The following is a 12,157-nucleotide window of genomic DNA, read 5'->3' as shown; positions in this document are numbered from 1 at the left end:
CGCCGGCGCTTTGCAAGAGCCACCCCGGCGGTTCTGAACCAAGGATTACTGCAGTTCGCCATGCAGGGCCTGAATCGGGTAGACCACCAGATCCCCCCCGGAGGTGATGCCCTCGGCAGCCGCCTCGGCCCCCCAGATGGTGGTGTACATGGTCACCCGGGCCTGCAGGCCGGAAGTCCGGATCGAACGGGAGTCGTTGATGGCCTGGCGCTTTTCGTCCACGGTATTGATGATCAGGGCGATCTCGTTGTTCTTGATCATGTCCACGATATGGGGACGGCCCTCGGTGACCTTGTTGACCGCCTGCACGGCAATGCCGGCTGCGGCAATCGCCGCCGCCGTGCCCCGGGTGGCGAGGACGCTGAAACCGGCATTGGCCAGGTGGCGGGCGATTTCCACGGCCTTGGGCTTGTCACCTTCCTTGACGGACAGGAACACCTTGCCGCTGGCCGGCAGCTTGACCCCGGCGGCCAGCTGGGACTTGACGAAGGCTTCGGCAAAGCTGCGGCCCACTCCCATCACCTCGCCGGTGGACTTCATCTCGGGCCCCAGGATGGTATCCACGCCGGGGAACTTGACAAAGGGGAACACCGCTTCCTTGACGGAGAAATAAGGCGGCACCAGCTCGGCGGTGACGCCCTGGGATTTCAGGCTCCTGCCGGCCATGCAGCGGGCGGCGATCTTGGCCAGCGGCAGGCCGGTGGCCTTGGAGACAAAGGGCACGGTGCGGGAGGCGCGGGGATTGACTTCCAGCACATACACCACATCGTCCTTGATGGCGAACTGGACATTCATCAGGCCGCAGACATCGAGCGCCTTGGCCATCAGCTTGGTTTGCCGACGCAGTTCGTCCTGCAGCGCCGCCGACAGCGAATACGGCGGCAGCGAACAGGCCGAGTCGCCGGAGTGCACGCCGGCCTGTTCGATGTGTTCCATGACGCCGCCGATGATCACTTCCTCGCCGTCCGACAGCGCATCGACATCGCACTCGACGGCGTCGTTGAGGAAGCGGTCCAGCAACACCGGAGAGTCGTGGGAGACCTTGACGGCCTCGCGCATGTAACGCTCCAGGTCCTTTTGCTCATGGACGATCTCCATGGCCCGGCCGCCCAGCACATAGGAGGGCCGCACCACCAGCGGATAGCCGATTTCCTGGGCCAGGCGCAGGGCCTCTTCCTCGGTGCGGGCGGTGCGGTTGGGAGGCTGCTTCAAGCCCAGCTCATGCAGCAGCTTCTGGAAGCGCTCCCGGTCCTCGGCGATGTCGATGCATTCCGGCGTGGTGCCGATGATGGGCACGCCGTTGGCTTCCAGATCCAGGGCCAGCTTCAGGGGCGTCTGGCCGCCATACTGGACGATCACGCCCACGGGTTTTTCGATGGCGACGATCTCCAGCACGTCTTCCAGGGTCAGGGGCTCGAAATAAAGGCGGTCGGACGTGTCGTAGTCGGTGGACACGGTTTCCGGGTTGCAATTGACCATGATGGTCTCGAAACCATCTTCACGCATGGCCATGGCGGCATGGACGCAGCAGTAGTCGAATTCGATGCCCTGGCCGATGCGGTTCGGCCCGCCGCCCAGGACCATGATCTTCTTCTTGTCCGTGGGCGCCGACTCGCACTCGTCCTCGTAGGTGGAATAGAGGTAGGCGGTGTTGCTGGCGAACTCGGCGGCGCAGGTATCCACCCGCTTATAGACCGGGCGCACGCCCAGGGCGTGGCGTTGCTTGCGCACTTCGGACTCGGTGGTCCGGGTCAGGGAGGCCAGGCGCCGGTCGGAAAAGCCCTTGCGCTTCAGATGGCGCACTTCTTCGGCGGAGAGCTCGCCGAAGCTGCGCTTTTCCAGCTCCAGTTCCAGATCCACGATCTCCTTGATCTGGGCCAGGAACCAGGGGTCGATCCGGGTGAGCTCAAACACCTTGTCCTGGGACATGCCGATGCCGAAGGCGTCCGCCACGTACCAGAGGCGGTCCGGCGTGGGACGAGCCAGCTGCTCATCGATGGTTTCGGGATCGACGGATTTCAGGTTGAAGCCGTCCACCCCCACTTCGAGGCCGCGCAGGGCCTTTTGCAGGGATTCCTGGAAGGTGCGGCCAATCGCCATCACCTCGCCCACGGACTTCATCTGGGTCGTCAGGGTGGAGTCGGCCTGGGGAAATTTCTCGAAGGCGAAACGGGGCACCTTGGTGACCACATAGTCGATGGAGGGCTCGAAAGAGGCCGGGGTCTTGCCGCCGGTGATCTCATTGGCCAGCTCGTCCAGGGTGTAACCCACGGCCAGCTTTGCCGCCACCTTGGCGATGGGAAAGCCGGTGGCCTTGGAAGCCAGGGCGGAGGAACGGGACACCCGGGGATTCATCTCGATGACGATGCAGCGGCCATCCTTGGGATTGATGGAGAACTGCACGTTGGAACCACCGGTATCGACGCCGATCTCGCGCAGCACGGCGATGGAGGCATTGCGCAGCAGCTGGTATTCCTTGTCGGTCAGGGTCTGGGCCGGCGCCACGGTGATGGAGTCGCCGGTATGGACGCCCATGGGGTCCAGGTTCTCGATGGAACAGATGATGATGCAGTTGTCCGCCTTGTCGCGGACCACTTCCATCTCGTATTCCTTCCAGCCCAGCAGCGATTCCTCGATCAGCAGCTCGTGGGTGGGCGAGGCTTCGAGACCGCGCTTGCAGATGATCTCGAACTCTTCCATGTTGTAGGCGATGCCGCCGCCGGTTCCCCCCAGGGTAAAGGACGGGCGGATGATGGTGGGAAAGCCGATCACGGCCTGGACCTGGCAGGCCTCTTCCATGCTGTGGGCGGTGGCCGACCGGGCAGAGCCGAGACCGATCCGGGTCATGGCGTCCTTGAATTTCTGCCGGTCCTCGGCCTTGTCGATAGCTTCCCTGGAAGCACCGATCAGTTCCACGCCGAACTGGGCCAGCACCCCTTCCCGGTCCAGGTCCAGGGCGCAGTTGAGCGCGGTCTGGCCGCCCATGGTGGGCAAGAGGGCGTCGGGACGTTCCTTCTCGATGATCTTGGCCAGCACCTGCCAGGTAATGGGCTCGATATAGGTGACGTCGGCGGTTTCCGGATCGGTCATGATGGTGGCCGGGTTGGAATTCACCAGGATCACCTTGTAGCCCTCCTCGCGCAGGGCCTTGCAGGCCTGGGCGCCGGAGTAATCGAACTCGCAGGCCTGGCCGATCACGATGGGTCCGGCGCCGATGATCAGGATGCTTTTAATGTCTGTACGCTTGGGCATGTTTCGCCTTTGTCTTCAATTCTTTTGAGAGCTGCGGCAGGTGCCGGTCAGGGCTTTTGCAGCGCCGCCACGCCACGGGTCATGACGTCCAGGAAGCGGTCGAACAGGTAGGCCACGTCGTGGGGGCCGGGGCTCGCTTCCGGATGGCCCTGGAAGGAGAAGGCCGGCACGTCGGTGCGGGCGATGCCCTGCAGGGAGCCATCGAAGAGGGAGACGTGAGTGGCCCGCAGCCTGGCGGGCAGGCTGCCGGGATCGACGGCAAAACCGTGGTTCTGGCTTGTGATCAGCACCTGACCGGAATCCAGGTCCTTGACCGGGTGGTTGGCGCCGTGGTGGCCGAACTTCATCTTCAGCGTCCTGGCGCCGGAGGCCAGGGCCAGCAGCTGGTGCCCCAGGCAGATGCCGAACACGGGCACCCCCCTGTCCAGGAATTCACGGATGGCTTCGATGGCGTAGGTACAGGGCTCCGGGTCGCCCGGGCCGTTGGAAAGGAAGATGCCGTCCGGTTTCAGGGCCAGCACCGCGGCGGCCGGGGTCTCGGCGGGTACCACGGTCAGCTTGCAGCCGCGGGCGGCCAGCATGCGCAGGATGTTGTACTTGATGCCGAAATCGTAGGCCACCACATGGAAGCGGGAATTGTTGCCGGAGGTGGCGGACGCATGGCCCCTTGCCAGGTCCCACTCGCCCTGTTCCCAGGTAAAGCTGGCCTTGGCGCTCACCTCCCTGGCCAGGTCCATGCCGGCCAGGCCGGGGAAGGCGCGGGCAGCCGCCAGGGCCCTGGCGGCATCGGCCTCGCCGGCGATGATGGCTCCGGCCTGGGCGCCCTTGTCGCGCAGGATGCGGGTGAGCTTGCGGGTATCGATGCCGGCGATGGCCACGACATCGAGCTGCTTCAGGTAGTCGGGCAGACTCCCGGTGGCGCGCCAGCTGGAAACTTGCCGGGACAGGTCGCGGATCACCAGGCCGGCGGCGTAATTGGCGGCAGACTCGAAATCCTCGGGGTTGCAGCCCACGTTACCAATGTGGGGATAGGTGAGAGTGACAATCTGGCGGCAATAGGAAGGATCGGTGAGGATTTCCTGATACCCGGTCATGGCGGTGTTGAACACCACTTCGCCACTGGCGACACCCGTGGCCCCAATGGCGATCCCCCGGAATACGGTTCCATCGGCAAGGACGAGCAGGGCTGGCGGATAGTTAGGCAGCAGCGACACGAAAAACTCCTGGAATTATCATGATGGAGGCATCCTGGAGTTGCATGACCGCGCCATGCGCAATCATCCCAGGATGCTGACTCAAACTTTTCCATTCTACCCGAGGCCCCCTTTTGGGGCAAATTCCAGCCTTGTTTCAGCCTTGTTTCGGGGTTCTCCAACGCCTGCCCCATGCTCGTGGATGCTTCCCATGCCTGCCCTTTTTGGTTACGATGGACCACCGCATCCCGCAATGCATTTCCTCCGCCAGTCCATTACCCGATAATTACCCAATAGCAAGAGGCCCTCATGAGCGAGCACATCCACTACATAACTGATGACACCTTCGAAACCGAAGTGCTGCAAGCCCAGCAACCGGTACTGGTGGATTACTGGGCCGAATGGTGCGGCCCCTGCAAGATGGTCGCGCCCATTCTCGATGAAGTGGCCAGCGAGTACGCCGGCAAGCTGAAGGTAGCCAAGGTCAACATCGACGAAAACCAGGCCACCCCTGCCAGGTTTGGCATCCGGGGGATTCCCACCCTGATGATCTTCAAGAATGGCAATGTGGAAGCCACCAAGGTCGGCGCCCTGTCCAAGTCCCAGCTGACCGCCTTCATTGACAGCCATCTGTAATTCCCATACGCTGAGGCCCTGAATCTGCCCCCGCTGATTCAGGGCCCGTCTGCAGTACCCCTCCACCTAGTAGCCAGCATCCTCCCTGCGCCGTCAGCGCCCCATCGTCCTTTTTCACCGCCTCAACACTCATGCATCTTTCCGAACTCAAGAAGCTTCACGTCAGCCAGCTCGTTGAAATGGCCGCCGGCTTCAACATCGAAGGAGCCAACCGGTTCCGCAAGCACGAACTGATCTTTGCGCTCCTGAAAGCTCAGGGCAAAAAAGGTGAAGCCATCTTTGGTGATGGCACGCTGGAAATCCTTTCCGACGGCTTTGGCTTCCTGCGCTCCCCCGAATCGTCCTACCTGGCCGGCACCGACGACATCTATGTTTCGCCCTCCCAGATCCGCCGTTTCAATCTGCGCACCGGCGATTCCATCGAGGGTGAAATCCGCACGCCCAAGGATGGGGAGCGCTACTTCGCCCTGACCAAGCTCGACAAGATCAACAACGAGCCCCCCGAGGTCACCAAGAACAAGTTGATGTTCGAGAACCTGACGCCCCTGCACCCCACGCGTCACTTGCAGCTCGAACGGGACATCAAGGCCGAGGAAAACATCACCAGCCGGGTGATCGACATGATCGCCCCCATCGGCGCGGGTCAGCGCGGCCTGCTGGTCGCCCCCCCCAAGTCCGGCAAGACGGTGATGCTGCAGCACATCGCCCATGCCCTCACCACCAACCACCCGGAAGCCATCCTGATCGTGCTGCTCATCGACGAGCGCCCCGAAGAAGTGACGGAAATGACCCGCACCGTACGCGGTGAAGTCGTGGCATCCACCTTTGACGAGCCAGCCATTCGCCACGTCCAGGTTGCCGAAATGGTGATCGAGAAGGCCAAACGCCAGGTGGAAATGAAGCGGGATGTGATCATCCTGCTCGACTCCATCACCCGCCTGGCCCGGGCCTACAACACCGTGATTCCGGCCTCCGGCAAGGTACTGACCGGCGGCGTCGATGCCAATGCCCTGCAAAAACCGAAGCGTTTCTTTGGTGCCGCCCGCAATATCGAGGAAGGCGGCTCACTCACCATCATCGCCACCGCCCTGATTGAAACCGGCTCGCGCATGGATGACGTGATCTACGAAGAATTCAAGGGCACCGGCAACATGGAAATCCACCTGGATCGGCGCATGGCGGAAAAGCGCATGTATCCGGCCATCAATGTCAATCGCTCCGGCACCCGCCGCGAAGAGTTGCTGCTCAAGCCCGACGTCCTGCAAAAGATGTGGGTCCTGAGAAAACTGCTGTACCCGATGGATGACCTGGAAGCGATGGAATTCCTGCTCGACAAGATCAAGTCAACCAAGAGCAATGGCGAATTTTTCGACGCCATGCGCCGCGGCTGACCGGTGGATGCAATAATTTTTGCATCCTGAGCACTTTTCCACGATAATCACGCGCTTTCCAAGGCTGGCCAATACCGCCAGCCGCTTATTTCAAGGACCCAGACATGAAAACCGGCATCCATCCCGATTACGAAGAAATTCAGGTGACCTGCTCCTGCGGCAACACCTTCACTACCAGATCCACCATGAAGAAGGCCCTGCACGTGGAAGTCTGTTCCGCCTGCCACCCCTTCTACACCGGCAAGCAAAAGATCGTGGACACCGCCGGCCGGGTCGAGAAATTCAACCAGAAGTTTGGTGCCCTGCGCAAGTCTGCCTGAGCCACTGCTCCCGCTCTGGACGCTCAGGAAAAAGGCAGCCGGGAGGCTGCCTTTTTTGCTTTGCACCCCAACCATGAACGGATTGCCCCGCTCCCTCAATCTCCCCCCCTCGGGCTGGACTCTGGCAGGCCTGCTCGCCTTCTACGTTCTGGCGGGACTGTTTGGTCATGACCCGTGGAAAAGCGAGGATGTCATCCACCTGGCCGTGGCCCGCGACTTCCTCGACCCGGGCCACGGCCTGGGGCTCTCCCTGGCCGGCCAACCCTTCCTGGCCGCTCCCCTGTTCTACTGGAGCGCCGCCCTCACAGGCCGGCTCTTCGACTGGCTGCTCCCCCTGCACGACGCCTTGCGCCTCGCCAGTGGCCTGTGGACCGCCCTGAGCCTGGCCGCCCTCTACTACGCGGGCCGGGAACTCTACGGCCAGCACAGTGCGGCGGCCACTCCTTTGCTGCTGGCCGGCAGTTTCGGCCTGCTGGTCCACGCCCATGAAGCCCAGCCCATGCTGGTGCTGCTCACCGCCACGAGCCTGACCCTGCTGGCCTACAGCCTGCTGCCCCGCAAACCCCTGATGACCACGCTCCTGCTGACCCCGGCCCTGGTCCTGGCCGGGCTTGGTCAGGGAATGGGAGGACTGCTGCTGCTGCTCTGCAGCCTGCTCATTCCCCTGGCAATCTACCCGGACAAGCGCCAGGTAGTGCTGGCCCTCGGCGCCAGTCTCGTGAGCGCCGGCGTCCTGCTCACGGGAATCTGGTTACTCCTGGCCTCGGCTGCGCCGCTCTGGTTGAGCATCTGGCTGCAACAAGAATGGCGGCAACTGAGCCAGGCCGCTGACTACTGGCGCGACCTGAAAACCTTTCTGGATATGTTGTGCTGGTTTTCATGGCCCTTGCTACCCCTGGCCGGCTGGAGCCTGTGGCAGAAACGCCGCACCTGGCGCGCCCCCGAACTCCTGCTGCCCCTGATCAGCTTCGGCCTGTGGCTGTTCAGTCTGCCCGCCTTGATGGCCGCCAAGGAAACCACCGCCATCCTGCTCCTGCCGGCCCTGGCGCTGCTGGCCACCCCGGGCGCCCTGAGTCTGCGGCGCGGGGCCGCCAATGCCTTCGACTGGTTTTCCGGCATGGCTTTCAGCGTGTTCGCCCTGCTGCTCTGGATTGGCTGGTGCGCCATGGTGTTCGGCTGGCCGGAACGGCTGGCCAAACGCGCCGTCATCCTCGAACCCGGCTTTGTCGGCCATTTTGATCTGTTCTACTTTTCCCTGGCCCTGCTGGCCAGCCTCTGGTGGATATGGCTGCTGCTCACCCTGCCCCGCTCCCCCTACCGCTGCCTGACCCGCTGGAGCGCCGGCCTGGCCACGATCTGGCTGCTGACGGTCTCGCTGTGGCTCCCCTGGATTGATTACGGCAAGAGCTATCGCCAGCTGGCCGCCGATCTGGCCTGGCAATTGCCGCAACAGCAAGGCTGCATTGCCGCACAGAACCTGGGCGATGCCCAGCGGGCTTCCTTTGCTTATTTCGAACGTCTGCGCTTCACGCCGCTGCCTCGCTCCGGCCAGACCCATTGCCGCTGGCTGCTGGTGCAGGGCAGTTCCCGTCAGGAACTGGCGCCCACCGGGACGGGCTGGCAACGGGTCTGGGAAGGAAGCCGCCCCGGTGACCGCAAGGAGCGCTTCCGCCTCTATCGGCGCAGCAACTGAAGAACCCGTCAGGGCAGGGTGTTGAGATAGGCGGCAATCGCCTTGATATCCTCATCCCTGAGCGGCGCCACAGCGCTCGACATCTGGGGATCGCGCCGCTCACCGGTCTTGTCCCGATAACGGATCACCGCAGTGGCCAGGTATTCAGGATGCTGACTTGCCAGGCGCGGAATGATCTCGCTCCCCCTGGCCTGCTCTCCATGGCAACGCCAACACAACTTCTCGTACATTACCTTGCCTGCCGCCACCTGGGCCGCTTCCTGCTTGCCAGGCAAAGGCTGCTGGCTGGCGTAGAACACCGACATCTGGAGCCGCTCGTCGTCCTTCAGCACCTTGATCAGCCCCTGCATGAATTCATCCCGGCGCTGGCCATTGCCAAACTTGCGGATCTGCTCTAGCAGATAGGCCGGATTCTGCCCGGCCAGATTGGGCACCTCGGGCAACTTGCTCACCCCGTTTTCCCCATGGCAGTTGGCACAGAAAAAGACCGCCTTCTTCCCGGCCGCCTCAGCCGCCTGCCGTGCGGCCGGATCGGCCAGCAAGGCCTGCAGGGCCGCATCCGGGGCTGCCTGGGCCGAAACCCCCAGCCCCAGCGACAGGAACAATCCCACTATTCTTTTCATCTTCCTCTCTCCTTCCGGCCGGTTCAGAGCCTGATGAAGTTTTCCCGATAGTATTTCAGTTCATCGATGGATTCGTAAATATCCGCCAGGGCCACATGGGCGCCCTTTTTCTGGAAACCTTTGTACACCGCCGGGGTCCAGCGCTTGCACAGTTCCTTCAAGGTGCTCACATCCAGATTGCGGTAGTGGAACCAGGCTTCCAGGCCCGGCATGTAACGCGCCATGAAGCGGCGGTCCTGGCAGATGGAATTGCCGCACATGGGCGAGCTCCCCTGCGGAACATGGCTGCCCACGAACGCCAGGGCCTCGGCTTCCACCTGGGCCTCCGTATGGCGGGTAGCCCGCACCCGCTCGATCAGGCCGGAACGGCCATGGGTCTTCTTGTTCCAGTCGTCCATGGCACCCAGCACGCTCTCCGGCTGATGCAGTACCCACACGGGAGATTCCGCCAGAAACTCCAGATCGGAGGTGGTCACCACCATGGCCAGTTCGATGATCCGGTCCGAATCCGGATTGAGGCCCGTCATTTCCATATCCAGCCAGACGAGGTTTGTTGCATCCCGTGCCATATAATTACCCGAAACCTTAAAACGGATATTGTGTCATATTCTCATGCCTGAAGCTTTTTCTACCGGGTTCATTCTGATTCTCCTGGGGGTCATCGCCCTGCGCCTGTGGCTTTCCCTGCGCCAGGAAAGTCATGTGCGAGCCCACCGGGCCACGGTTCCCGCCGCCTTTGCCGAACGCATCAGTCTGGCCGCCCATCAAAAAGCCGCCGATTACACCATCGCGAGAACCCGCCTGAGCCGGGTCGGCCTGGCCCTGGAAACCCTGGTGCTGCTGATCCTGACCTATGGTGGCGGCCTGAATGCCCTGCATGAGTTCTGGTCCGCCCACTTTGAAGGGCTGGCCTACGGTATCGCCCTGATCGCCAGCGTGGTGGTGCTTGCCAGCCTGGCGGATATCCCCCTCGACCTGTATCGCCAGTTCCGGCTCGAAACCCGCTTCGGCTTCAACCGCATGACCCCGCGGCTGTACCTGTCCGACAGGGTCAAGCAGACCCTGCTTTCCGCCTTGTTGGGGCTGCCCCTGCTGGCCGCCGTGCTGTGGCTGATGGAAATCATGGGCAGCGGCTGGTGGCTGTATGTCGGGCTGCTCTGGATCGGTTTCAATCTGCTGATCCTGTTCGCCTACCCCCTCTGGATCGCCCCCCTCTTCAACCGCTTCAGCCCCCTGGCGGATGGGGAATTGAAGGCGCGCATCGATGCCCTGCTCGAACGCTGCCACTTCGGCGCCCGGGAAATCTTCGTGATGGACGGCTCGCGCCGCTCCAGCCATGGCAACGCCTACTTCACCGGATTCGGCAAGGCGCGCCGCATCGTCTTCTTCGACACCCTGCTGGAACGCCTCTCCTTGCCTCAGGTGGAAGCCGTTCTGGCTCATGAACTGGGCCATTTCCACCACAAGCACATCATCAAGCGCACCACCCTGATCTTCAGCCTCGCCCTGCTGCTCCTGGCTCTGCTCGACCAGTTGATCGACGCCCCGTGGTTCTATCAGAGCCTGGGGGTGGCAACGGGCAACACGTCAATGGGACTGCTGCTGTCCGGCCTGGTCCTGCCGGTCATCGGCTTTCCCCTCACCCCCTTCATGAGTTTCCTCTCCCGCCGCCACGAATTCCAGGCCGACGCCTACGCAGCCCGGATGGCCTCGGCCGCGGATCTGAGCGATGCCCTGGTGAAGCTTTATGAAGACAATGCCGCCACCCTGACACCGGACCCGATCCATTCCCTGTTCTACGATTCCCACCCCCCCGCCAGCCAGCGGATCGCCCGTCTGCGCTGGCTGGCCGCCGGCAATGCCCGGATCAACACCGGCGGCTTTCCCGATGAAGAAACCCACGGCGCCGCCTCCCGCGAGCAGCAGCATGACCCCTTCAGGAAATGACCCCCATGCCCACCCCCCCGGCCTTGTGCCACCCGAAATCTTGACGCCCCCCGCCCCCGGCCCCGCCTCCGCCCCCGGCCCCGCCTCCGCCTCCGCCCTTATCGTCGCTGCCCATGGGCGGCAGTACCGGGTGGAACTACCCGACGGCCGCGAACTGCTGTGCTGCACCCGGGGCAAGAAAAGCGAGGCGGTCTGCGGTGACCGGGTTCAGGTGGACATCACCAGCCCGGGCCATGGTGTCATCAATCGGATCGAACCGCGCCGGACCCTGCTGTATCGCTCCAACGAATTCAAGGAAAAGCTGATTGCCGCAAATGTAGACCAGATCATCCTCGTGGTCGCCACGGAGCCCGCCTTTTCCGAAGCCCTGGTGGGGCGCTGCGTCATCGCCGCCCAGAGCCAGGGCATCACTCCCCTGATCCTGCTGAACAAATGCGACCTGACTGAACGGCTGCCGGAGGCCCGCGCCCGACTGGCCACCCTTGCCGCTCTGGATTACCCGATTCTGGAACTCTGCGCCCAAGCCGACGCCACAACCCTGCGTCCCTGGCTGCAGGGCAAGACCAGTGTGCTGGTAGGTCAGTCGGGCATGGGCAAATCCACCCTCATCAATGCCCTGCTTCCCGAAGCCCGGGCCGCCACCCGGGAAATTTCCGCCGCCCTCGATTCCGGCAAGCACACCACCACCTTTGCCAGGCTCTACCATCTGGACAGGGAAAGCCACCTCATCGACTCTCCGGGCTTGCAGGAATTCGGCCTGCGCCATCTGGATTTCAGCGACCTGGAACAGGCCTTCCCGGAATTCGGCCCCCATCTGGGCCAGTGCCGCTTCCGCAACTGCCGGCACCTGCAGGAACCGGGCTGCGCCCTGCAGGCCGCCGTATCGGCAGGACACATCACCCCGGCGCGCATGCACCTGTTCCAGGAACTGGCCAGAGAACTGGGCAAAGGCTGAAACCCTCAGCGCAGCAAAGTGGCGACTGCAACCTCCAGGTTCCGCCCGGCTTCAAAGCGCAAGCACTCTTCCCTGGGCGGCGCGGATGTCCTTGGCGAGCGCGATCAGCTCCTGCAGCACCTCGGCGGTGGTGATGGCGTTGGCGTG

The 12,157-nt window shown here is 63.0% G+C and carries 10 protein-coding genes; 6 read left to right on the top strand and 4 right to left on the bottom strand.

Features of this window, described 5'->3' with window-relative positions:
• Positions 1 to 45 precede the first annotated feature (45 nt).
• Together carB and carA are read right to left on the bottom strand one after the other, a co-directional pair.
• Entirely contained in the window at positions 46 to 3,252 is a 3,207-nt protein-coding gene (gene carB, locus WBH99_RS01705) for a carbamoyl-phosphate synthase large subunit (protein ID WP_424218379.1), read from the bottom strand.
• A 47-nt stretch (positions 3,253 to 3,299) separates the two neighbouring features.
• A complete protein-coding gene (gene carA / locus WBH99_RS01700; protein WP_424218408.1) occupies positions 3,300 to 4,457 on the bottom strand; it encodes a glutamine-hydrolyzing carbamoyl-phosphate synthase small subunit in 1,158 nt (385 codons plus the stop codon).
• Between the two features lie 297 nt (positions 4,458 to 4,754).
• Here carA and trxA point away from each other — a divergent pair, with 297 nt between their 5' ends.
• The 4 genes from trxA (at position 4,755) to WBH99_RS01680 (ending at position 8,485) form a co-directional block, all read left to right on the top strand.
• Positions 4,755 to 5,081, top strand: coding sequence for a thioredoxin TrxA (trxA, locus tag WBH99_RS01695; protein ID WP_424218378.1), 327 nt, complete (start codon positions 4,755 to 4,757; stop codon positions 5,079 to 5,081).
• Between the two features lie 131 nt (positions 5,082 to 5,212).
• On the top strand, positions 5,213 to 6,472 hold the full coding sequence (gene rho, locus WBH99_RS01690) for a transcription termination factor Rho (protein ID WP_424218377.1): 1,260 nt from the start codon (positions 5,213 to 5,215) through the stop codon (positions 6,470 to 6,472).
• A gap of 104 nt (positions 6,473 to 6,576) precedes the next feature.
• Positions 6,577 to 6,792 carry a 50S ribosomal protein L31 gene (gene rpmE / locus WBH99_RS01685; protein ID WP_424218376.1) on the top strand — a complete coding sequence of 72 codons (216 nt, stop codon included), beginning with the start codon at positions 6,577 to 6,579 and terminating at the stop codon, positions 6,790 to 6,792.
• Between the two features lie 73 nt (positions 6,793 to 6,865).
• Positions 6,866 to 8,485 carry an ArnT family glycosyltransferase gene (locus WBH99_RS01680; RefSeq protein WP_424218375.1) on the top strand — a complete coding sequence of 540 codons (1,620 nt, stop codon included), beginning with the start codon at positions 6,866 to 6,868 and terminating at the stop codon, positions 8,483 to 8,485.
• Positions 8,486 to 8,493: 8 nt separating this feature from the next.
• On the opposite strand, the gene WBH99_RS01675 is transcribed toward WBH99_RS01680, so the two are convergent.
• Both WBH99_RS01675 and orn read right to left on the bottom strand, forming a co-directional pair.
• A complete protein-coding gene (locus tag WBH99_RS01675; protein WP_424218374.1) occupies positions 8,494 to 9,108 on the bottom strand; it encodes a c-type cytochrome in 615 nt (204 codons plus the stop codon).
• Between the two features lie 23 nt (positions 9,109 to 9,131).
• Positions 9,132 to 9,677 (bottom strand): oligoribonuclease, encoded by a 546-nt coding sequence (orn, locus tag WBH99_RS01670; protein ID WP_424218373.1) that lies wholly within the window; start codon positions 9,675 to 9,677, stop codon positions 9,132 to 9,134.
• Between the two features lie 43 nt (positions 9,678 to 9,720).
• Between orn and WBH99_RS01665 the strand changes: the two genes are divergently transcribed.
• Together WBH99_RS01665 and rsgA are read left to right on the top strand one after the other, a co-directional pair.
• Positions 9,721 to 11,055, top strand: coding sequence for a M48 family metallopeptidase (locus tag WBH99_RS01665; protein WP_424218372.1), 1,335 nt, complete (start codon positions 9,721 to 9,723; stop codon positions 11,053 to 11,055).
• Complete coding sequence (gene rsgA, locus WBH99_RS01660) at positions 11,036 to 12,010, top strand: ribosome small subunit-dependent GTPase A (RefSeq protein WP_424218371.1); 975 nt, start codon at positions 11,036 to 11,038, stop codon at positions 12,008 to 12,010. The genes WBH99_RS01665 and rsgA overlap by 20 nt, the downstream gene beginning before the upstream one ends.
• Positions 12,011 to 12,157 lie beyond the last annotated feature (147 nt).

This window comes from Azovibrio sp. (genome assembly GCF_049658005.1).
Lineage (GTDB): Bacteria > Pseudomonadota > Gammaproteobacteria > Burkholderiales > Rhodocyclaceae > Azovibrio.
This window is presented reverse-complemented; position numbering and strand designations above follow the sequence as displayed.